We start from the raw sequence: 19,958 nt of genomic DNA, 5'->3' as shown, positions 1-19,958 counted from the left end.
CCCTCAGCGCGCCGCTGCGGGCGGCCACGTCGTCGGCAGCGGGAGCGCCGACGGGTTGACAGCCGCGACGATCTCGTCGAGCACGCGGCGCGTCTGCGACTCCCCCACCCAGAGGTGCCGGCCGCCCGCCACGTCGACCCGGCGGAGCCTGGGCAGCACCGCGAAGCGCTCGGCGGCCTGGTCGGGCTTCAGGTAGTCGTCGTGCTCGGGGATGACCGCGACGATCGGTGCGGCCGAGCCGTTCCACCGTCGCAGCTCCTCGTCGGTCGTGCGGTGCAGCGGCGGCGACAGCAGGATCGCGCCCGAGATGCCGTGCTCCAGGCCGTACTTCAGCGCGAGCTCGGTCCCGAACGACCAGCCGACGAGCCACGGGTTCGGCAATCCTCGCGCCGCGACGAAGTCCATGGCCGCGGCCACGTCGGCGCGCTCGGCGACGCCCTCGCCGAAGGCGCCCTCGCTCGTGCCGCGCGGCGACGAGGTGCCGCGCGTGTTGAACCGCAGCACCGCGAGGTCGGCCAGCGCGGGCAGCCGCGCGGCGGCCTTGCGCAGGATGTGCGAGTCCATGAAGCCGCCGGCGGTGGGCAGCGGATGCAGCGTGACGAGCGTCGCGACGGGCGGTCGGTCGACCGGAGTGGCGAGCTCGCCCACGAGCCGCAGCCCGTCGGAGGTGCGGAGCTCGATCTCCTCGCGGACCGCCGGCAGCTCGACGCCGGCTCGGATCTCGACGGGGGTCGTGTCAGGGGAACTCACCGGGCGCCGATCCTCCAGCAGTGCGTGTGCCAATGACGCCGCGCCGCGAGGTCGGCGGCGTCGCCGAGCACGCCGTCGGCGCGCCAGGTGACGAGGTGCGCCATGCCGGGCGCGACCTCGAGTCCGCAGCCCGGGCAGAGGTAGGCCTTCACGGCCTGCGCCTCCGAGACCGGCTGCACGTTCCATTCGCGACCGCCGCGCACCTCGGTGCGTCGCCAGCCGGCGGTGAGCCGATCGACGTCGAGCTCGGGGTGCTCCTCGCGAGCACGGGCCGCTCGACCGCGAGATCGGTTCGAGCGTGCCATGGGTTCCAGTCTAGGCGGGGGCGCGGCATCCGCTCGCTCGCGAAGGACCCGCCCGGCGGACCGCCGCGGCGTCTCAGCAGCATGGCGTCAGCCGGCACCGATCGGGTCGCAGGCGGATCAGTACCAGCCGACGTCCTGCGAGTGCGCCCACGCGCCGCACGGCGTCGCGTAGCGGCCCTGGATGTAGCCGAGGCCCCACTCGATCTGCGTGCCCGCGTTCGTCTCCCAGTCGGCGCCGGCCGTGGCCATCTTCGACCCGGGCAGTGCCTGCGGGATGCCGTAGGCGCCGCTCGACGCGTTGTAGGCGTTCACGCGCCAGCCCGACTCCTTGCTCCACAGCACGACGAGGCAGTCGAACTCGGTCGACGGCCAGCCGCGTGCGGCGACGGCGCCGGCGGCGTACTCCTGCGCCGAGCCGGGGTCGGGCGTGATGGCGGGCGGAGCCCAGCCGCTCGAGGCGGAGGTCGCGGCGGGCGCGAGCTTCACCTCGGGCTTCTTCTCGACGACGTAGCCCTCTCGCGAGACGTCGATCGTGTACTCGCCGTTGACGTCGAACGCCTGCACGTCGGCACCGCCGAACCGCTCGCCGCGCTCGGCGAAGTCGGGCGACGCCGTGGCGCCCGAGAACGGATCGACCACGTTCACGAGCAGGAAGCTCACGGATGCCACGAACGCGAAGATCACGGTCGCACCCTGCTTGACGGGGCTGCGCGTCGCGGTGCGCGACGCTGCGCTCGAGGACGTGCGCGACGCGGCGGGGGCATCGACGGGGGCCGGAGAACGACCGGTGGACGGTTGACGCACGGGTGTCGTCGAAGCTTCGTTCCCGGTATGCCTGCCCACGATTCGTCGAGTGTATCGGAGCGATCGCCGCCGAGTCGAACCGGAGGTCAGCGGACGGCGAGCATGACGTCGACGACGGCGTCGAGCACCAGGTCGACCTGCGATTCGCGGTACCCGCCGCGCTGGGTCGTGAAGACCACCGTGCGCACGTCGTCGATGGAGATCGGCCATCCGTCGCGGAAGTACCGCGTGAGCTTGTCGGCGAAGCGATCCACGTCGCGCACCCGGTAGCCGAGCGCCAGCGGGCTGACCCGGTCGAAGCGCTGGCCCTCGGGCCGTGCGAGGCGGTTGGAGACCACCTGCGCCGTGCTTCGGGCCTCCGTGAGCCACGCCTCGCTGCCGTGGAGGCGCGCGGCCACCTGGCGCTCCTCGGCGGCGAACGCGTCCTCGAGGCGCTCGAGCGCGGCGTCGACGTGCGCGGTCGAGTAGCCGCCCTTCTGCATCGCGAAGGCGGTCAGGCGGATGCGCTCGGACGACAGCGGCGGGTCGTCGCCACGGGCCTTGCCGTCGTAGGCGCGTCGGGCCACTTGCAGGAACTCCTCGACCTGGGCGGTGTTGTAGCCCAGCTGAGGCTTTCTGGCGCGAGGGAAGGTGGAGTCCACCGCACCATTATCGCGGACGCTCAACCGAAGATGCGGAAGGCCACGAATGCAACGGCCGCCGACGGCAGGATCGAGTCGAGCCGATCGAGGAAGCCGCCGTGTCCCGGCAGCCAGGAGCTCATGTCCTTGATGCCGATGTCGCGTTTCACGAGCGACTCGGCGAGGTCGCCCAGCGTCGCGGTGAGGAAGATCGCGGCGCCGAAGATCAGCCCGAACCACCACGTGTTCCCGAGCATGAAGAGCGAGAGCAGCACGCCGGCCACGAGGCTGGCGCCGGCTCCGCCGGCGAAGCCCTCCCAGGTCTTCTTCGGGCTGATGACGGGCGCCATCTTGTGCTTGCCGAACATGAGCCCGAACGCATAGGCGCCCACGTCGGCCGCCACGGCGATCACGATGAACGCGAGCGTCCACCACTGCCCGCCCTCCGCGGCCGTCAGCACGACCGTGAACGTGGCGAGGAGCGTCACGTAGCCCTGCACGAAGACGCCGGCAGACAGGTCGCGCACGAGGCTCGCGCCGCTGCGGCGGCGCGACGGGACGGCCTGCTCGACGAGCCGCCACACGGTGACCAGCACGATGCCGCCGAGCACGGCGAGCAGCTGCCCGCTCGCGCCGCCGTAGTACGCGATCGGAATCGCGATGACGGCCGAAGCCACCGTCGGGATGCGCGGCACGTCGAAGTCGCCCTTGCGCAGCGCCTGGCTGAGCTCCCACGCCGCGAAGCCCGCGAGCACCACGGCGAAGAGCATGAACAGCTCCTTGATCACCAGGAGGCTCAGCAGCAGCGCACCGCCGAACGCCAGTCCGATGAGGATCGCCAGGATCAGGTTGCGGCCCGTGCGGGCCTTGATCTTCTCCTGCGCCTGGTCGAACTGCGCCTTGGACGCCTCGAACTGCCGCTCGAGGTCGGCCTTGCGGGACTGCACCTGCGCGCGGATCTCCTCGCGCGAGGTCCGCTCATGCCCCCCGGCGTCCGACCTGTCATCCCCTGGGACGCCCGACATCGTGCTCCCTCAGACCTCGAGGAGTTCGGCTTCCTTGCGCTTCAGCGCCTCGTCGATCGCGTCGACGTTCGCCTTGGTCACGTGCTCGAGCTCCTTCTCGCCGCGGGTCACCTCGTCGTCGCCGACCTCGCCCTTGAGCGACTCGAGGTCGTCCTTGGCCTTCCGACGGATGTTGCGCACCGACACGCGGGCGTCCTCCGCCTTCGACCGCACGATCTTCACGTACTCCTTGCGCCGCTCCTCGGTGAGCTCGGGCAGGGTGACACGGATGATGTTGCCGTCGTTGTTCGGGTTCGCGCCGAGGTTGGGCACGTCGCGGATCGCCTGCTCGATGTCCTTCAGCGCGCTCTTGTCGTAGGGCGTCACGACGAGCGTGCGGGCCTCGGGGTTCTGGAGCGAGGCGAGCTGCGCGAGCGGCGTCGGAGTGCCGTAGTAGCTCACCATGATCTTCTGGAACAGCTGCGGGTTCGCTCGGCCGGTTCGCACCGTCGCGAAGTCCTCCTTCGCGACCTCGACGGCCTTCTGCATGCGTGCGGTGGCATCGGACAGTACATCCGCGATCACGGGGGCTCCTTCTGTTTCGCTGCTCGGGACAGTCTATCGAGTGGACACCGGCACGCCGTTGCTCACGATCGTGCCGAGTTCTGCACCGAGGATGGCCTTGGTGACGTTGCCGCTCGGCTCCATCCCGAACACCTGCATGGGCATGCCGTTGTCCATGCACAGGCTGAACGCGGTCGAGTCGACGACCTTCAGGCCGCGCTGCAGCGCCTCCTGGTAGCTGATGGTGTCGATCTTGTGCGCGTCGGGGTTGGTGCGCGGGTCGTCGGAGTAGACCCCGTCGACGCCGTTCTTCGCGACGAGCACGACGTCGGCGCCGATCTCGAGCGCGCGCTGCGCGGCGACCGTGTCGGTCGAGAAGTACGGCAGGCCCGCGCCGGCGCCGAAGATGACGACCCGGCCCTTCTCGAGGTGGCGCTCAGCACGGCGCGGGATGTAGGGCTCCGCGACCTGCGTCATCGAGATCGCCGACTGCACGCGGGTCTCGGCGCCCGCCTGCTCGAGGAAGTCCTGGAGCGCGAGGGAGTTCATGACCGTGCCGAGCATGCCCATGTAGTCCGCGCGGCCGCGGTCCATGCCGCGCTGCGAGAGCTCGGCGCCGCGGAAGAAGTTGCCGCCGCCGACCACGATCGCGACCTCGACGGTGCGCGCGGCATCCGCGATCTCGCGTGCGAGCGCGCTGACGACGTCGGGGTTGACCCCGAGCGCTCCCCCGCCGAACGCCTCTCCGGAGAGCTTCAGCATCACCCTGCGCTTGCGTTCCGTCATCCCCGACCGTCCCTTCGTCCCCGTGTCAAAACTAGTGGTTCACCGGCCCCGACGCAGTGCCGGTGCCCGATGTCGCGCGGCGTGCCCCTGCCCCACTTCGCGTGGCGGCGGCATCCGCGCATGGAAAAGGGAGCCCGGATCGCCTGTGCGATCCGGACTCCCTCACCTCGACTTACGCGCCGACCTTGAAGCGAGCGAAGTCGCTCACCGTGAGGCCCGCGTCCGAGAGCACCTTGCCGACGGAGACCTTGTCGTCCTTGGCGTAGGGCTGCTCGAGGAGGGCGACCTGCTTGAAGTAGGCACCGAGGCGACCCTCGATGATCTTCGGCAGGGCGGCCTCGGGCTTGCCCTCGTCGCGCGTGATCTGCTCGACGATGGCACGCTCCTTCTCGACCGCGTCCGCCGGGACGTCCTCACGCGTGAGGTACTCGGGGTTCGCGAACGAGATGTGCTGCGCCACCGAACGCGCGGTCTCCGCGTCGTCGCCGGCGTAGCCGAGCACGACGCCGACCTGCGGGGGCAGGTCCTTCGACGTCTTGTGCAGGTAGATCGAGAACTGCTCGCCCTTCACGAGGCGGATGCGACGGAGCTCGACCTTCTCGCCGAGGATCGCCGCCTCCTCGCTGATGACGTCGGCGACGGTCTTGCCCTCGGCCGGCGCGGCCAGGGCGGCCTCGACGGTCTCGGCGCGAGCCGCAGCGGCGGCCGCGAGCACGCGGTCGGCGAGGCCGACGAACTTGTCGCCCTTGGCGACGAAGTCGGTCTCGCACGCGAGCTCGAGCAGGGTGGCGGTGCCGTCGCCGTTGTCGACGGCGGCCACGAGGCCCTCGGCGGTGGAGCGGTCGGCACGCTTCGCGTTGCCCTTCGCGCCCTTCAGGCGGAGGATCTCGACGGCCTTCTCGAGGTCGCCGTCGGCCTCCACGAGTGCGTTCTTCGTGTCGACCATGCCGGTGCCGAGGCGCTCACGCAGGGTCTTGACGTCTTCGAGGGTGAAGTTGGCCATAGTTGTCTCCTGGACTTGTGGTCGTAGGTGGAGTGGATTACTTGGACTCGGCTGCCGCGGCGCCCTCGGCGTCCGCCTCCGACTCGGTCGCGGCGATCTCCGTGGCGGCCTCGTCGACGACCTCGGCCGCCTCGGCCTTGGCCTCGGCGACGGTCTCCGCGACGTCCGCGGTCTCGGCCGACGCCTGCTCGGGCGTGGTCGCGCTGCCGGCCTGGAGGAGCTCCTGCTCCCACTCGGCGAGCGGCTCGACGGCCGAGACGTTGCCCTCGGCCTCGGGCTTCTGGTGACGCTCGATGAGGCCCTCGGCGGCGGCGTCGGCGATGATGCGGGTGAGCAGGCTCACCGAGCGGATCGCGTCGTCGTTGCCCGGGATCGGGTACTGCACCTCGTCGGGGTCGCAGTTGGTGTCGAGGATGCCGATGACGGGGATGCCGAGCTTCTTGGCCTCGTCGATCGCGAGGTGCTCCTTCTTGGTGTCGACCACCCAGAGCGCCGACGGCGTCTTCGACAGGTTGCGGATGCCGCCGAGCGACTTGTGCAGCTTGTCGAGCTCGCGCTTCTTGATCAGCAGCTCCTTCTTGGTGAAGCCGCTGGTGGTGCCCTCGAAGTCGAGCTCCTCGAGCTCCTTCATGCGCGCGAGGCGCTTGGAGACCGTGGAGAAGTTGGTGAGGAGGCCGCCGAGCCAACGCTGGTTGACGTAGGGCTGGCCGACGCGGGTCGCCTGCTCGGCGATCGACTCCTGAGCCTGCTTCTTCGTGCCGACGAAGAGGATGGTGCCGCCGTGGGCGACCGTCTCCTTGACGAAGTCGTACGCCTTGTCGATGTAGGCGAGCGACTGCTGCAGGTCGATGATGTAGATGCCGGAACGCTCGGTGAAGATGAAGCGCTTCATCTTCGGGTTCCAACGGCGGGTCTGGTGCCCGAAGTGCACGCCGCTGTCGAGCAGCTGGCGGATGGTGACGACGGCCATGAGCCGTACTCCTTTGTTCTCAGTTGTCGCTCGCGCCGGCGGCGCGGAGCCCTGGTGCCCGGCACGGCTCCGCCTGCTCAGGCTGGAGAACCAGCGCTTCGCGGGACTGAGTGGAGTCGGTGGCCGAATGGCACGCGTAGTCACCCCGGCGGGCCGAGGTGCATCGGATACTCTATCACGGCACCCGTCCTCCCCAGCCCGGGCGCGGGTGTCGGCCGTTCCCGTCCTTGCCGCCTGCGCGCACGGATGCCGGGGGCACGGCCAGCCTCGATGCATGACCGTCACCGAGCCCTCCTCCGCCCGTTCCGCGCCCGCGTCGAGCGGTCGTCGTCGACGACGGATCGGCGCACTCGTCGCCGCCGTGCTGACCCTGCTCGTCGGCGCCGCACTCGTGGCGATCAGCCCCGGCACCGCTGGTGCGCTCGGCCTCGCACCGGCCATCGCCTCGACGCCGGCCGCGGTGGCGGCGCCGGTGCAGTGGCGCTGGCCCGTGCCGCCGCCGATCCGCGTGGTCTCTCCGTTCCGGGCGCCGGCCTCGCCGTACGCGTCGGGACACCGCGGCATCGACATCGCGGTCGTGCCCGGCGCGACGATCGTGGCGCCCGAGCCGGGCACGGTCAGCTTCGCCGGCGCGGTGGCCGGGCGCGGCGTCGTCGCGATCGACCACGGCGGCGGCATCGTGAGCGCGATCGAGCCCGTCGACGCGCTCGTGGCCGAGGGCCAGGCGGTCGCGGCCGGCGACCCGATCGGCGTCGTCTCGTCGGGCGGCCACTGCTCCGGCTGCGTGCACTTCGGCGTGCGCATCGACGGCGAGTACGTGTCGCCGTTCCTCTTCCTCGGCGGCATTCCGCGCGCGGTGCTGCTGCCGTTCTGACGGTGGAGGGCCGCTGGCCGCCGGCTCGCGCCTCAGGCCCGCGGGTGCGCCGTCCGGTAGCTCTGCTTGAGCCGTTCCGCGGAGACGTGCGTGTAGATCTGCGTCGTGCCGAGGCTGGCGTGGCCGAGGAACTCCTGCACCGCACGGAGGTCGGCGCCGCCGTCGAGCAGGTGCGTCGCGGCGCTGTGCCGGAGGGCGTGCGGACCGCCCGGGCCCGAGCCCGGGATCGCCTCGAGCAGCGTCGCAATCTGTCGATGCACGCTGCGCACGCCGAGCCGACCGCCGCGCACGCCGAGGAACACGGCCGACGTCGTCGGCGCTCCCGCAGCGCCGACGACCAGGGCCGGACGGGCGGCCTCCAGGTACCGGTCGAGCGCCCGCGCGGCGGGTGCTCCGTACGGGACGACGCGCTCCTTCGCCCCCTTGCCCGTGACGCGCACCGTGCGTCGCCGCCGGTCGACATCGGCGAGGTCGAGCCCCACGAGCTCCGACACGCGCAACGCGGAGGCGTACAGCAGTTCCGCGATCGCGGCATCGCGCACCGCGACCGGATCGCCGTCGGCCGCCCGGTCGCCGAGGGCCGCGAGCGCGTCGGCGAGCGCGTGCTCGGTGACCACGCGCGGCAGCGTGCGCTGTGCCCGCGGCGCCTTGAGCCGTGCACCGGGATCGGTCGCGATCAGGCCGCGCCGGTGGAGCCAGGCGGTGAAGCCCCGAGCGGATGCCGCGCGCCGCGCGATGGTCGCACGTGCGAGGCCGCGCTCGGTGGCCGCCCAAAGCCAGTCGCGGAGCAGCCCGAGGTCGATCCCGCCGGGGTCGTCGACGCCGCGCTGCTCGGCGAACCCGATGAGATCGACGAGGTCGGCGCGATACGCCGCGACGGTGTGCTCCGAATAGCCGCGCTCGGTGCGGACGTGCGCGAGGTAGTCGTCGAGAACGGCGTCGAGGGTCATGACCCCTCGAGCTTGCGCGAGAAGCGATCGAGCCGCCCCTCGGGCGGGAGGCCCTCGACCTCTGCGAGGAACTCCTCGCCGAAGCTCGTCACGACGGGGAACGGGCCGAGCGGCACCACGATGGACACATATGAAGCGTCGAAGACGTGCACGAGGTCGAACGACCGTCCGCCATCGACGCCGACGAGCTCGCGCGGCGGCGCGGAGAGGTCCATGGTGTACGCCGTGGCGCCCGCGACGGAGACGGGGATGCCGGCGAACTCGCCGTTCGTCGGATAGTGCAGGTGGCCGCCGAGGATGAGCCGGATGTCGCGACCGCGGACCACCTCGGCGAGCGCGTCCTGTCCTTGGAGCTCGAGCACGTCCATGAGGGCGAGCGGCGTGGCCAGCGGGGCGTGGTGCATCGCGAGGATGGTGCCTTCGGGTGCGGGTTCGGCGAGGACGCGGTCGAGCCACGCGAGCGAGGCGTCGTCGAGCCGGCCGTGGTGCCAGCCGGGCACGCTCGTGTCGAGGGCGATCACGCGCAGGCCGTCGAGGTCGACGACCTGGTTCGCGGGCTCGTCGGAGGCCGGCTCGTCGAGCAGGCCCTCGCGGAACGGGCCGCGCACGTCGTGGTTGCCCATGACCCACACGACGCGGGCGCCCGACGACTCGGCGAGCGGATCGACGAGCTCGCGCACGCGCCGGTACGCGTCGGGCTCCCCGAGGTCGGTGACGTCGCCCGTGACCACGATCGCGTCGAGGCGGTCGCCCAGCCGCTCGAGCTGCGCGACGACCTGTCGCAGTGCGCCGACCGTGTCGGCGCGGCCGCCGAGCGGCGCACCGCCGTCGAGCAGGTGGGTGTCGCTCACATGCGCGATGACCCGTTTCGCCGCCGGATACCTGCCGAGCTGCTCCGCCATGCCGACCTCCTCGCGGTCAGCCTATGGCGTGCCTCTCACGCCGGCCCGGCGATCACCCGGCACGCCGCCGACGCCAGCCGCGGGCGTCCCGCATGGCGATGCCCTCAGCCTCGAGTCCGCCGAGCACCGACATGACCTCGGTCACCGTGAGTCCGGCGCGACGCGCGACGTCGTCGAGCGGACGCGGCGTGCGGGTGCTCAGGGCGTCGAGCACGCGCACCAGCCTTGGATCGGCGCGTTCGTCAGGCGAGGACGACTCGGCGCCCTCGCCTTCGCCTCCAGCCGCCCCATCGACCACGATGGCGCCGGCGGGCCCCCGCCAGAGCCGTCGCCCACCACCCGACACGAGCTCCGCCATCTGGTCGGCATCGACGACGCACACCGCGTCGAACTCGCGCAGCAGGCGGTGGCATCCGGCCGAGGCGGGACTCGTGACCGGACCGGGCACGGCACCGATGGGCCGCCCGAGCGCAGCCGCATGGCCCGCCGTGTTGAGCGAGCCCGAGCGGATGCCCGCCTCGAGCACCACGGTCGCCTCACTGGCGGCGGCGATCAAGCGATTCCGCTGGAGGAACCTCCATTTCGTGGGCGCCGCGCCGCACGGCAGCTCGGCGACGACGGCGCCGGTCTCGGCGATACGCGCGAGGAGCGACTCGTGTCCGAGCGGGTAGTAGCGGTCGACTCCGCCGGCGAGGAACGCCACGGTCGTACCGTCGCTCGCGAGCGCTGACCGGTGCGCCATTCCGTCGATGCCGTAGGCGCCGCCGGAGACGATCGCGAAGCCGCGGTCGACGAGGCCCGCGGAGGCCTCCATCGTGACGTGCTCGCCGTAGCCGGTGGCCGCGCGCGCACCGACGAGCGCGATCGTCGGCTGCCCGCCGCCGAGCGCCTCGACGCGACCTCGGACCCACAGGGCGAGCGGCGCGTGCGCGCCGAGCTCGTCGGCGCCGGTCGGCCAGCATGGGTCGCCCGGCACCAGGAGTCGTGCGCCCACCCGTGCGGCCTGCGCCAGCGACGTGACGAAGCCCCGATGGTCGAGCCGTGGAAGCCATCGGTCGCGTGCCGAGTTCGCCTCGCGCTCGTCGAGGTCGCCGCCGGCCTCGACCACCGCGTCGACCAGTGCGTCGGCCGGCGCACGGGCGAGCAGGTGCTCGGCCACCGCGGGCGCGCCGACCGCGACGATCGCCCGTCCGAGCACGCCGTCGCCCGGTTCGGCGACGAGACCGAGCACCGCGCGTGCGAACGCGTCGAGCGACGGCTCGGCGCCGCGGCGCACGGTCGCGAAGTCGGCCGCGGACTCCCCCGCGGCCTCGGTCAACAGCTTCACAGGTCGAATCCCTTCCTCATGAACAGGGCGTGACCGACGTGTTCCCGGGTCGGCACGGCCGCGCCTTCGAGGTCGGCGAGGGTCCACGCGGTCTTCAGCACGCGGTCGTAGCCGCGCATGGTGATGCCGCCGAGCTCGAGCGCCCGGTCGGCCGCAGCGCTCGCGCGACCGCCTGGATGGAGCCGCCCGGGGCCGCGCATCCACGGGCCCGGCATCTCGGCGTTGGTGCGCCACGGGGTTCCCGTGAGCCGGTCGCGGGCGATGTCGCGCGCCGCGACGACCCGGGCACGCGCCTCTGCGCTCGACAGCCCGGGTCGCTCGGCGGCGAGACGCAGTCCGGCCGCGGTGATGCGGGGCACCCAGATCTGCAGGTCGATGCGATCGAGCAGCGGTCCGGAGATGCGACCGAGGTAGCGACGCCGCATGATCGGCGTGCACGTGCAGTCCAGGCTCGTCAGGCCGTGGTTGCCGCACGGACACGGGTTCGCGGCCACCACGAGCTGGAACCGCGCGGGGAACGACGCCACCGAGTTCGCCCGGTGGATGCTGATCGTTCCCGACTCGAGCGGCTGGCGCAGCACGTCGAGCACCGCCGAGGGGAACTCGGGCGCCTCATCGAGGAAGAGCACGCCGTGCGAGGCGCGCGACGCGGCGCCCGGACGGATCAGGCGGCTGCCGCCGCCGACGATCGCGGCGGCGGTCGCGGTGTGGTGCGGCGCCTCGAACGGCGGCCGCACCGAGAGCGCGTCGCCGACGGAGCGGCCCGCGAGCGAGCGGATCGAGGAGACCTCGAGCGCGGCGTCGGGCGCGAGATCGGGCAGGATGCCCGGCAGCCGAGAGGCGAGCATGGTCTTGCCGGCTCCCGGCGGGCCGAGGAAGTAGACGTGGTGACCGCCGGCCGCCGCGGTGAGCAGGGCGTCGACCGCATCGTCGTTGCCCGCGACGTCGGCGAGGTCGCCGGGCGCCGACTCGCCGTCGTCGGCGCGCATGGACGCCGGCACCGGCTCGACCGGTCGCTCCTCGTACTCGCCGCCGTGCCGGATGGCGGCCTCGAGCAGGGACCCCACGCCGATCACCTCGACGCCCGGCACGAGCGCGGCCTCTGGGGCGTTCGCGGTCGGCACCATCACGGTGTCGTGGCCGGCGCGTGAGGCCGCGAGCACGGCGGGCAGGATCCCGTCGATCGGGCGCAGACGCCCGTCGAGGCCGAGCTCGCCGAGGTGCACGACGCGGTCGACGGACTCGACCGAGATCTCGCCTGCTGCGGCCAGGCACGCGATGGCGATCGCCAGGTCGAACCCCGACCCGTGCTTCGGGAGGGCGGCCGGCGAGAGGTTCACGGTGAGCTTGCGCTGCGGCAGCGGACAGCCCGCGTTGGTCGCGGCGGACCGGACGCGCTCGCGCGCCTCGGCGAGGGCCGCGTCGGGCAGACCGATGATCGAGATGCCGGGCAGCTGCGACGAGAGGTCGGCCTCGACCTCGACGATGGAGCCCGCGAGGCCGAGGAGGGCGACCGAGCGGGTGCGCGCGACGGGCATCAGCCGATGCCCTCGAGGTGCTCGATCATCGCGGGCGCCTCGGTCGGCGCGAGCACGGCGACCGCGTCGATGCGGATGCGGGCCACCGGGGCATCCGTCGCCTCGCACCAGGCCACCGCGAGACGGCGAAGGCGCGCGAGCTTCAGCGGCGTGATGGCCTCGAACGGATGCCCGAAGTCGTGGGTCGTGCGGGTCTTCACCTCGACGAACACCGTGTCGCGGCCGTCGCGCGCGACGATGTCGATCTCGCCGAGCCGGCAGCGCCAGTTGCGCTCGACCACCGTCATGCCGCGACCGAGCAGGTGGTCGACCGCGAGCTGTTCGCCGCGCCGACCGAGTTCCGCGTTGTGGGCCATCCGCACCACCTCCGCGACCAGCGTCGTGGCGCGCGGCGACCCGCGGATCGCGGCGATGCAGATCGGGGTCGACGAGACTCGGTGGCGTGGGTGTCGAGGACGAGTCGAGGGGCATCGATCGGCGACGTGCGCCGTTCAGCGCCCGGCTGCGGTCTCGTCGTGGAGCACGACGTCTCCCGGCGGAGCGGCGTCGTCCCGAAGCGCGGCGCCCGACTCGATCAGGACCCGCAACGTCTCGGTGAATCGGGCGGCGGGGGCGCCGTCGATCACGGCGTGGTCGAACGACAGCGTGAGCGGCAGCATCCATCGCGCGACGATGCGATCGTCGCGGACCGCCGGTCGTTGCGTCACCCGACCCACCGTGGCGATCACCGTGAGCGGCGCGAGCGGAACGGCCCACGCCCACGCGTCGGACAGCATGCCGAGCGAGGTGACGCCGATCGCCGGTCCGAACGTCGCCGAGACGCGCGGGCTGGTGGCGGCCATCCGCAGCGCCGTGCGGCGGAGCGGCCCGGGAAGCCGAACCAGTCCGAGCGCGAGGCCTCGCTGCCGATGCGGCTCGCCCGGCCCGTGCTTGGCCGTCGACAGCAGCTCGGAGATCGTGGCGCACGACCGACGGTCGGCATCGCGGACGACGGCGACGTCGAGGACCGCCGTCCCCGCCTGTTCCCGTTCGACCGTGGCGCCGATGTCGACGCGGTCGAACGCGAGGATGCGACTCCCCGCCTTGCGAGCATTGACCTCGGGGTGCATCGCGACGGCCCGGGCCAGGGACGCCACCACGAACCCGGTCCACGTCACCCGCACCTCGGAGTCGACGAGTCGAGCTCGCGCCTCGGTCACGTCGAACTCGGTCAGCGCGTGCACCTGGAACCGGCGGCTCGCGCCCGCGAGCCGGTCGAGCACCGGCTGGCGCTCCGGCGGGATGCGCCGGACGACGTACCCGGGTGCTCCCCCGGTGTGACGGGCATCGTGGCTCGTCCCCGGTTCCGTTCGAACCATGTGCCATCCCTCCTCGGATGCGCGAATCGAGTCGGGATCAGCGCCGGCTGCCCCAGAGGCTCCGCTCCCAGGCCCTCGGGTCCTCGACGACCCGGCTGGTCGTGTCGAATCGCATCGTCGCCCGGCGCTCGAGGTCGTAGGCGGGCCAGCCCGGGTCGCCCGTCGCCGCGAACGCGATCCATGCCGTATGCATCGCGTCGGCGAGCACCTGCGGCGGGTCGGCACCGAGCATCGGTCCGAACAGGGGCGCGTCGGGCGCCAGGGTGTCGAACACGAACGGGATGTCGATGGCGTGCACGGCGCCCAGCCCCGGCGCCGGCCACGCGAACTCGTACATCCAGGTCCTCCCGCCGGCCGCTGCGTGCGCCTCCGCCAGGCGCAGCGCGGGGATGCGCATCCACCAGTCGGTCTGCACTGCCGCGAGCACCTCCCCCGGAGCGGTGTCGGGGTACCGGTCCCGGTAGGCGGCGAGTGCCGCGTCGACCGGGAGTCCGTACGCGGTGATCGATCGGGGGCCGTGGACGGCGACTTCGCCGGTGAGCATCTCGTCGGTGACCCGCGCCAGCATCCCGCTGACCAGGAGCCACAGGCGCCAGTCCTCGGTGTTCGTCCCGACGACGACGTCGACCCCGGTCGCCGAGCCGCCGGCAATCCGCTCGATCGGCGCAGCGGGCACGACGTCCCCATCGACCACCGGCTGCCACGGCATCGAGCCGGCCACGACCGCCGACCCCACCGGTCCGGGTCGGGGTGCGCGAGCAGGTCCGCCTTGAGGGCGGCCTGCGCCGCGAGCAGCCGGTCGACGCCGGCCGCCGCGATGTCCGCACGCGTCGGCGGAACGCCGAGGCGCCGGGCGAGGTCCCGTCCGATCCGCAGGGCGTCGTCGGCCGGGATGACGTGGTGGGCCGCGCCGCTCTGGAGGATCGCGCGACGGAACAGTCCCTCGGCGCGGGGCATGGCGAGCAGCGTCCCGATGCTCATGGCGCCGGCCGACTCGCCGAACACCGTCACGTTGCCGGGATCCCCGCCGAACGCCGAGATGTTCTCGCGCACCCACTCGAGCGCCGCGACCTGGTCCAGCAGGCCGACGTCGGCGATGCCGTCGTCGAGGTAGAGGAACCCCTCCGCGCCGGGTCGCCAGTTGATCACCACGCACACGACCCCGTCGCGGGCGAATCGGCGGCCGTCGTAGGCGGCCGTCGAGCTGAGCTCGAACATGCCGCCCTGGATCCAGACCATCACGGGAAGGTCGGCTGCGCCAGGATCCGGAGTCCAGAGATTGAGGTTCAGGCAGTCGTCGGTGCCGTTCGCCCGCTCGACCTTCGCGAACGCCTCGTCGACGTCCTCCCAGTCCTCGGCGGGGCCCGACGCGGTGCCGCCGGTCGAGGGAGGTGCGACCTGGGGCGGTTCAGGCCCGAGCCGCGTGGCGTCGCGCACGCCGTCCCACCGCTGGACCGGCTGCGGCGGCCGCAACCGGTTCGCCCCCGTGGGCGGCGCTGCGTATGGGATCCCGCGGAACGCGTATCCGGTCTCGGTGGTGCTGCCGCGCACGTCCCCCGCATGCGTCCGGACCACCCCGCTCATCCGCACGACGGTGCGTTCGGCCTCGCTCATACGCACCACCGTGCACGTCCACGTGCACCGCCGTAGGGGCGAAGGTCCCGAGCGGCGCCGTTGAAACGGCGACGAAGGGATCAGATTCAGACGCGACGGCGGGATTCGAACCCGCGACGCACCCAGTTAGAGCATGTGCCCCGGTCCACCCGGAACGTCGCGATGCGGCGATGTTACCTTTTCGTTATCTTCCGCCGCGAGTCCACCTTTCGGGGGACACGAGGGAGGACACGGGAGGACAGCGTCGGACGACCCGGACGAGGCACAGAGCGCCCGACGATCACTCGTCGAGCGCGAGCTCCTTGGGCAGCTCGAACTCGCGCGTCGCGAGCTCCTCGACGTTCACGTCCTTGAACGTGAGCACGCGCACCGACTTCACGAACCGGTCGGCGCGGTACACGTCCCAGACCCAGACGTCCTTCATGTTGAGCTCGAAGTAGAAGTCGTGCTCGGTGTCGCGGCGCACGAGCTCCACCTCGTTCGCGAGGTAGAACCGCCGCTCCGTCTCGACCACGTACTGGAACTGCGACACGATGTCGCGGTACTCCCGGTACAGGGCCAGCTCGACCTCGCGGTCGTAGTCTTCGAACTCGTCCTCATCCATCGTGGATCATCCTACGCCGAGCTCGAACAGCGCCGGCTCCGCCTCCGCGGGGCGCTCGTGCAGCCAGGTGTGGCGGTGCAGGTCGCTCGGGCCGTGCTCCTCGAGCGCGGCGAAGTGGCCCCGGCTCGAGTACCCCTTGTTCTCGTTCCAGGCGTAGAGCGGCAGGTCGTCGTGTGCTCGGCGCATGCCGCGGTCGCGGTGCACCTTGGCGATGACGGATGCCGCGGCCACCGACGCGCAGTCGCGGTCGGCCTTGATGCGGGTCGACACCTGCACCCGGTGCTCGACCGACGTGCTGAGCCAGTCGTAGTTGCCGTCGAGCACGAGCGGGGTGCCGAACGCGACCTCCTCGGCCGCGGTGAGCGCCGCGAACGCCCGGGCTCCGGCGAGCCCGAGGCACGCCATGATGCCGAGCTCGTCGATCTCTGCGGCGGATGCCTCGCCCACCGCCCAGCCGCGGACCCACGCCTTCGCGCGCGGCGCCATCGCCTCGCGCTTGGGCTCGACGAGCAGCTTCGAGTCGCGGAGCCCCGCGGGCATGCGGCGCACGGTCGGATCGATGAGCACGAGGCCCACCGTGACCGGTCCGGCGATCGCGCCGCGCCCGACCTCGTCGCACGCGAGCACCATGCCGGCGCCCGTGTCGAAGAGCTCGCGCTCGACCTTGAGGTTCGGGATCGCCGACGGGCTCATGTCAGCCGGATCCCTCGTCGACGCCGGCGAACACCTCGGGATAGTTGCCGAGCCAGGCCCAGTGGTCGATCGGCCAGCTCACCACGAACGCGCGCCCGACGACGTTGTCGATCGGCACGAACCCCTTGAGCGGCGTCTCGGTGTTGTAGCGGGAGTCCTTGGAGTTGTAGCGGTTGTCGCCCATGACCCACAGCGAGTCGTCGGGCACCGTGACGTCGAAGTCGTCGCGCGAGACCTTCGTCTCCCCCGGAGGCAGCGCCACGTAGGGCTCGTCGAGGGGCACGCCGTTGACGCTCATCTGCCCGAGCGCGTTGCAGCACGTCACGTGGTCGCCCGGCAGGCCGATGACCCGCTTCACGAGGTGGTCGTTCGAGTCGGGCGCCGACAGGCCCACGAACGCGAGGAACCAGTCGACCGCGGCGATGAGCGGCGGCTGATCGGTCTCGACGCGCGCCGGCAGCCAGCCGCCGGGGTCCTTGAACACGACCACGTCGCCGTGCTCGATGGGCGTCACCTCAGGCACCAGCTGGTTCACGATGATCCGGTCGTCCATGACGAGCGTCTGCTCCATCGACTGCGACGGGATGAAGAACGACCTGATGAGGAACGTCTTGATGAGGAAGGAGACCAGCACCGCCACCAGGAAGATGACGAGCAGGTCTCGCAGGAAGAGCAGCGTGCTCTTCTTCCTGCGTGCCGATGCCGAGCCCGCGCGGTCTGTCCGCGTGGTGCTGATTTCTTCTGTCATTTAACCGCCCGAGCTCCCCACCCAGTCTAGGGGTGGGGAGCTCGGTGGAATGACGCGGTCACCCGCGACGCGCGGGCGGGTGCGACGGATCAGCTGTCGCGCTTCTCCTTGATCTTCGCCTTCTTGCCGCGGAGCTTGCGCAGGTAGTAGAGCTTCGCGCGGCGGACGTCACCGCGGGTGACGATCTCGATGTGGTCGATGATCGGGGAGTGCACCGGGAACTTGCGCTCGACGCCGACCTGGAAGCTGACCTTGCGGACCGTGAAGGTCTCGCGCACGCCCTCGCCCTGGCGGCCGATGACGACGCCCTGGAAGACCTGGATGCGGGCGCGCGTGCCTTCGATGATGTTGACGTGCACCTTGACAGTGTCGCCGGGGCGGAAGTCGGGGATGTCCGACCTCAGGCTCGCGGCGTCGACATGGTCGAGGATGTGCATGATGGTTCGCTCTCTGCGCCCGCCACCGGTCGAACGCGGATCATGGATTGGAAGTGTCTGGTGCCGCCCGCGCGATCACTCGCGCTGTGCGTGCTCCCCGGAGGCAGAGTCCTGCGGCGGCACAATCCTCTATTGTGCCATGTCGCAGCGCTGCACGCCAAAGCGGGCCGACGGATGCCGCTGCCGGCCGCCTGCGATCAGTCGCGGACCTCGTGGATGATGATGACGTCGTCGCCGTCACCATGCGGCGGACGTCGCGTCGACGTGCCGCCCGCGGCATCCGTGGATGCACCGGACTGCTGCGCGGCGAGCCGCTCGAACTCGGCCATGCTGGCCTGCACGCGCCGGGCGCCGTCGGAGACGAGCTGCCAGATGCTGCTCCAGAACGCGGCGATGGCCAGGAGGATCGCGAGCACGCTGAAGATCGTCGCCGTCTCGCCGTAGAAACCCACGCCGATGATGGAGAGGTGCCAGGCGCCGACGACGCCGACGTCGGTCCACGACACGGCGCGCTCGGCGCGCACGGTCGGACGCGCCCACACGATCAGCGCGATGATGCCCAGCGAGATGAAGGCGACGGGCACGGTGATGATGAGGCCGAGGGTGCCCCAGCCGCCGCCGCCGTAGATCAACCAGCCCACGCCGAGCCACACCGGCAGCACGACGACGGCTGCGACCAGCCACCTGAGGAACGCCCGCCTGATGAGCATGCGCTCAGCGTAACGCCGCTGCCTGCGCGTCGACCGGGTGTTCACTCAGGGCGGACCCGCCAGAATGGAGGGCGGAAAGGGATGAGCGTGATCGAACTGAGGACCCCGGCCGAGATCGAGGAGATGCGTCCGGCTGGCCGCTTCGTGGCGAGTGTGCTGGAGGCGACGGCGCAGGCTGCGGCCGTCGGCGTGAACCTGCTGGAGCTCGACGCCCTCGCGCACGAGATGATCCGCAAGGGAGGCGCCGAGAGCTGCTACATCGACTACCACCCCTCGTTCGGCGCGAGTCCCTTCGGCAAGGTCCTCTGCACGTCGGTCAACGACGCCGTGCTGCACGGACTCCCCCACGACTACAAGCTGCGCGACGGCGACCTGCTGAGCCTCGACTTCGCGGCCTCGGTGAACGGCTGGGTGGCCGACTCGGCCCTCTCGATCGTGGTCGGCACGCCCCGCGACGAAGACCTGCGTCTCATCGACACGACGCGTCGCGCACTCGACGCGGGCATCGCCGCCGCCCGTCCGGGCAACCGCATCGGCGACATCTCCCGGGCGATCGCGGACGTCGCGAAGGCCGAGGGCTACTCGATCAACACCGACTTCGGCGGCCATGGCGTCGGCCGCACGATGCACGGCGACCCGCACGTGCCGAACAACGGTCGTCCCGGACGCGGACTGCCGCTGAAGCCCGGTCTCGTCGTGGCGATCGAGCCGTGGTTCCTCGAGACCACCGACCGCATCTTCACCGACCCCGACGGGTGGACCCTGCGCAGTGCCGACGGCTCGCGCGGCGCGCACTCCGAGCACACGATCGCGGTCACCGACGGCGACCCGATCGTGCTCACGCAGCGCGGCTGAGCCGAGCGGTGCGGCCCGCGTCAGTCGTCCAGCTCGACCTCGATCATGCCGCCCACCACGCGCGTGCGATACGTGCGGAGCGCCAGCGACGCGTCGGTGAAGCACGCGCCCGTGCCGAGATCGTAGACCTGCTTGTGCAGCGGCGACGCGATCGTCGGCCGGTCGCCGCGCGAGCCCACGATCCCGCGCGCCATCACGGGCGCACCCGTGTGCGGGTCGTGGTGGTCGACGGCGTAGACCTCGTCGCCGCCGACGCGCACGAGCGCGACCTGGCGGGCGCCGAGCAGCGCGACCTCGCCCCAGCCCGGCTCGAGGTCCTCGAGTTCGCAGGTGCGCTCCCAGGTGGTCGTCATCTCGATCGTCGGCGCCATGGCGGTCTCCCCTCGTCCTGCCGACGACGCTAGGGTCCAGGTGTTTCCCCCGCGGCATCCGGGTGTTACCCCGAGGTGAAACTCCCCTCACATCCGCGCACGCCCGATGTGCGGATGCGTGCCGACGCGGTTACGTCGCCGTAACAGGGCGGAAACGGCCCGGTCGTAACG

Annotated in this window: 24 protein-coding genes, 1 tRNA gene and 1 pseudogene; 2 read left to right on the top strand and 24 right to left on the bottom strand. The window is 71.7% G+C overall.

All coding sequences use genetic code 11. From position 1 onward, the window contains the following. Positions 1-3 precede the first annotated feature (3 nt). From ACWGO8_RS16440 to rpsB, 9 genes are all read right to left on the bottom strand, one after another. Positions 4-750, bottom strand: coding sequence for an alpha/beta hydrolase (locus ACWGO8_RS16440; protein ID WP_452044076.1), 747 nt, complete (start codon positions 748-750; stop codon positions 4-6). Next, positions 747-1,055 (bottom strand): hypothetical protein, encoded by a 309-nt coding sequence (locus ACWGO8_RS16435; protein WP_452044075.1) that lies wholly within the window; start codon positions 1,053-1,055, stop codon positions 747-749. Before ACWGO8_RS16435 ends, ACWGO8_RS16440 begins: the two co-directional genes overlap by 4 nt. Before the next feature lie 117 nt (positions 1,056-1,172). Further along, positions 1,173-1,739, bottom strand: coding sequence for an aggregation-promoting factor C-terminal-like domain-containing protein (locus ACWGO8_RS16430; RefSeq protein ID WP_452044074.1), 567 nt, complete (start codon positions 1,737-1,739; stop codon positions 1,173-1,175). A 206-nt stretch (positions 1,740-1,945) separates the two neighbouring features. Continuing rightward, on the bottom strand, positions 1,946-2,500 hold the full coding sequence (locus tag ACWGO8_RS16425) for a DivIVA domain-containing protein (RefSeq protein ID WP_376955031.1): 555 nt from the start codon (positions 2,498-2,500) through the stop codon (positions 1,946-1,948). Positions 2,501-2,520: 20 nt separating this feature from the next. Continuing rightward, positions 2,521-3,426, bottom strand: a complete 906-nt coding sequence (locus ACWGO8_RS16420; RefSeq protein WP_376955032.1) for a phosphatidate cytidylyltransferase — start codon at positions 3,424-3,426, stop codon at positions 2,521-2,523. 87 nt (positions 3,427-3,513) lie between these two features. After that, positions 3,514-4,068, bottom strand: coding sequence for a ribosome recycling factor (gene frr, locus ACWGO8_RS16415; protein ID WP_376955034.1), 555 nt, complete (start codon positions 4,066-4,068; stop codon positions 3,514-3,516). Positions 4,069-4,101: 33 nt separating this feature from the next. Beyond that, a complete protein-coding gene (pyrH, locus tag ACWGO8_RS16410) occupies positions 4,102-4,833 on the bottom strand; it encodes a UMP kinase (RefSeq protein WP_376955035.1) in 732 nt (243 codons plus the stop codon). Between the two features lie 172 nt (positions 4,834-5,005). After that, the gene (gene tsf / locus ACWGO8_RS16405; protein WP_452044073.1) at positions 5,006-5,836 is read right to left on the bottom strand and encodes a translation elongation factor Ts; all 831 of its coding nucleotides are present in this window, start codon (positions 5,834-5,836) and stop codon (positions 5,006-5,008) included. Between the two features lie 37 nt (positions 5,837-5,873). Beyond that, positions 5,874-6,806 carry a 30S ribosomal protein S2 gene (gene rpsB / locus ACWGO8_RS16400; RefSeq protein ID WP_148734758.1) on the bottom strand — a complete coding sequence of 311 codons (933 nt, stop codon included), beginning with the start codon at positions 6,804-6,806 and terminating at the stop codon, positions 5,874-5,876. Positions 6,807-7,080: 274 nt separating this feature from the next. Between rpsB and ACWGO8_RS16395 the strand changes: the two genes are divergently transcribed. Continuing rightward, positions 7,081-7,680, top strand: a complete 600-nt coding sequence (locus ACWGO8_RS16395; RefSeq protein WP_452044072.1) for a M23 family metallopeptidase — start codon at positions 7,081-7,083, stop codon at positions 7,678-7,680. 32 nt (positions 7,681-7,712) lie between these two features. Here the strand turns inward: ACWGO8_RS16395 and ACWGO8_RS16390 are convergent, their stop codons facing one another. The 14 genes and pseudogenes from ACWGO8_RS16390 to ACWGO8_RS16325 all read right to left on the bottom strand — a co-directional run bounded on the left by ACWGO8_RS16390 (position 7,713) and on the right by ACWGO8_RS16325 (position 18,561). Next, positions 7,713-8,630 (bottom strand): tyrosine recombinase XerC, encoded by a 918-nt coding sequence (locus tag ACWGO8_RS16390; protein ID WP_452044071.1) that lies wholly within the window; start codon positions 8,628-8,630, stop codon positions 7,713-7,715. Next, positions 8,627-9,532, bottom strand: a complete 906-nt coding sequence (locus tag ACWGO8_RS16385; RefSeq protein ID WP_452044070.1) for a phosphodiesterase — start codon at positions 9,530-9,532, stop codon at positions 8,627-8,629. Before ACWGO8_RS16385 ends, ACWGO8_RS16390 begins: the two co-directional genes overlap by 4 nt. Positions 9,533-9,584: 52 nt before the next feature. Then, a complete protein-coding gene (dprA, locus tag ACWGO8_RS16380) occupies positions 9,585-10,859 on the bottom strand; it encodes a DNA-processing protein DprA (RefSeq protein ID WP_452044069.1) in 1,275 nt (424 codons plus the stop codon). After that, positions 10,856-12,397 carry a YifB family Mg chelatase-like AAA ATPase gene (locus ACWGO8_RS16375; RefSeq protein ID WP_452044068.1) on the bottom strand — a complete coding sequence of 514 codons (1,542 nt, stop codon included), beginning with the start codon at positions 12,395-12,397 and terminating at the stop codon, positions 10,856-10,858. Before ACWGO8_RS16375 ends, dprA begins: the two co-directional genes overlap by 4 nt. Next, a complete protein-coding gene (locus tag ACWGO8_RS16370; protein ID WP_148734753.1) occupies positions 12,397-12,753 on the bottom strand; it encodes a YraN family protein in 357 nt (118 codons plus the stop codon). The genes ACWGO8_RS16375 and ACWGO8_RS16370 overlap by 1 nt, the downstream gene beginning before the upstream one ends. Positions 12,754-12,888: 135 nt before the next feature. Further along, on the bottom strand, positions 12,889-13,755 hold the full coding sequence (locus ACWGO8_RS16365; RefSeq protein WP_452044578.1) for a 2-oxo acid dehydrogenase subunit E2: 867 nt from the start codon (positions 13,753-13,755) through the stop codon (positions 12,889-12,891). A gap of 37 nt (positions 13,756-13,792) precedes the next feature. Continuing rightward, positions 13,793-14,476 carry a carboxylesterase family protein gene (locus ACWGO8_RS16360; RefSeq protein ID WP_452044067.1) on the bottom strand — a complete coding sequence of 228 codons (684 nt, stop codon included), beginning with the start codon at positions 14,474-14,476 and terminating at the stop codon, positions 13,793-13,795. 164 nt (positions 14,477-14,640) lie between these two features. Further along, positions 14,641-15,339: pseudogene (locus tag ACWGO8_RS16355) on the bottom strand (carboxylesterase family protein); the annotation flags it as partial. A 120-nt stretch (positions 15,340-15,459) separates the two neighbouring features. Next, positions 15,460-15,531: transfer RNA gene (locus tag ACWGO8_RS16350), tRNA-OTHER, on the bottom strand. A 118-nt stretch (positions 15,532-15,649) separates the two neighbouring features. Continuing rightward, positions 15,650-15,973, bottom strand: a complete 324-nt coding sequence (locus ACWGO8_RS16345; RefSeq protein ID WP_130352672.1) for a DUF2469 family protein — start codon at positions 15,971-15,973, stop codon at positions 15,650-15,652. A gap of 6 nt (positions 15,974-15,979) precedes the next feature. Continuing rightward, a complete protein-coding gene (locus tag ACWGO8_RS16340) occupies positions 15,980-16,666 on the bottom strand; it encodes a ribonuclease HII (protein ID WP_452044066.1) in 687 nt (228 codons plus the stop codon). 1 nt (position 16,667) lies between these two features. Next, the gene (lepB, locus tag ACWGO8_RS16335; protein ID WP_452044065.1) at positions 16,668-17,414 is read right to left on the bottom strand and encodes a signal peptidase I; all 747 of its coding nucleotides are present in this window, start codon (positions 17,412-17,414) and stop codon (positions 16,668-16,670) included. 89 nt (positions 17,415-17,503) lie between these two features. Then, complete coding sequence (gene rplS, locus ACWGO8_RS16330) at positions 17,504-17,851, bottom strand: 50S ribosomal protein L19 (RefSeq protein ID WP_376955048.1); 348 nt, start codon at positions 17,849-17,851, stop codon at positions 17,504-17,506. A gap of 197 nt (positions 17,852-18,048) precedes the next feature. Then, the gene (locus tag ACWGO8_RS16325) at positions 18,049-18,561 is read right to left on the bottom strand and encodes a hypothetical protein (RefSeq protein ID WP_452044064.1); all 513 of its coding nucleotides are present in this window, start codon (positions 18,559-18,561) and stop codon (positions 18,049-18,051) included. Between the two features lie 87 nt (positions 18,562-18,648). On the opposite strand from ACWGO8_RS16325, the gene map reads away from it, so the two are divergent. Beyond that, a complete protein-coding gene (map, locus tag ACWGO8_RS16320; protein WP_452044063.1) occupies positions 18,649-19,416 on the top strand; it encodes a type I methionyl aminopeptidase in 768 nt (255 codons plus the stop codon). Between the two features lie 20 nt (positions 19,417-19,436). Here map and nirD read toward each other — a convergent pair whose 3' ends face one another. Continuing rightward, positions 19,437-19,787, bottom strand: a complete 351-nt coding sequence (gene nirD, locus ACWGO8_RS16315) for a nitrite reductase small subunit NirD (protein ID WP_376955051.1) — start codon at positions 19,785-19,787, stop codon at positions 19,437-19,439. Positions 19,788-19,958 lie beyond the last annotated feature (171 nt).

Source organism: Agromyces sp. NPDC055661 (assembly GCF_053618135.1).
The sequence above is the reverse complement of the archived record's forward strand: the minus strand, read 5'-3'. Positions and strand labels throughout refer to the sequence as shown.

Bases quoted from the DNA above. Each gene is read 5' to 3' on its own strand.
- ACWGO8_RS16435 (WP_452044075.1), bottom strand. From the start codon at position 1,055: ATGGCACGCTCGAACCGATCTCGCGGTCGAGCGGCCCGTGCTCGCGAG.
- pyrH (WP_376955035.1), bottom strand. From the start codon at position 4,833: ATGACGGAACGCAAGCGCAGGGTGATGCTGAAGCTCTCCGGAGAGGCG.
- tsf (WP_452044073.1), bottom strand. From the start codon at position 5,836: ATGGCCAACTTCACCCTCGAAGACGTCAAGACCCTGCGTGAGCGCCTC.
- rpsB (WP_148734758.1), bottom strand. From the start codon at position 6,806: ATGGCCGTCGTCACCATCCGCCAGCTGCTCGACAGCGGCGTGCACTTC.
- ACWGO8_RS16395 (WP_452044072.1), top strand. From the start codon at position 7,081: ATGACCGTCACCGAGCCCTCCTCCGCCCGTTCCGCGCCCGCGTCGAGC.
- ACWGO8_RS16390 (WP_452044071.1), bottom strand. From the start codon at position 8,630: ATGACCCTCGACGCCGTTCTCGACGACTACCTCGCGCACGTCCGCACC.
- ACWGO8_RS16385 (WP_452044070.1), bottom strand. From the start codon at position 9,532: ATGGCGGAGCAGCTCGGCAGGTATCCGGCGGCGAAACGGGTCATCGCG.
- ACWGO8_RS16375 (WP_452044068.1), bottom strand. From the start codon at position 12,397: ATGCCCGTCGCGCGCACCCGCTCGGTCGCCCTCCTCGGCCTCGCGGGC.
- ACWGO8_RS16370 (WP_148734753.1), bottom strand. From the start codon at position 12,753: ATGGCCCACAACGCGGAACTCGGTCGGCGCGGCGAACAGCTCGCGGTC.
- ACWGO8_RS16365 (WP_452044578.1), bottom strand. From the start codon at position 13,755: ATGGTTCGAACGGAACCGGGGACGAGCCACGATGCCCGTCACACCGGG.
- ACWGO8_RS16345 (WP_130352672.1), bottom strand. From the start codon at position 15,973: ATGGATGAGGACGAGTTCGAAGACTACGACCGCGAGGTCGAGCTGGCC.
- ACWGO8_RS16340 (WP_452044066.1), bottom strand. From the start codon at position 16,666: ATGAGCCCGTCGGCGATCCCGAACCTCAAGGTCGAGCGCGAGCTCTTC.
- lepB (WP_452044065.1), bottom strand. From the start codon at position 17,414: ATGACAGAAGAAATCAGCACCACGCGGACAGACCGCGCGGGCTCGGCA.
- rplS (WP_376955048.1), bottom strand. From the start codon at position 17,851: ATGCACATCCTCGACCATGTCGACGCCGCGAGCCTGAGGTCGGACATC.
- ACWGO8_RS16325 (WP_452044064.1), bottom strand. From the start codon at position 18,561: ATGCTCATCAGGCGGGCGTTCCTCAGGTGGCTGGTCGCAGCCGTCGTC.
- nirD (WP_376955051.1), bottom strand. From the start codon at position 19,787: ATGGCGCCGACGATCGAGATGACGACCACCTGGGAGCGCACCTGCGAA.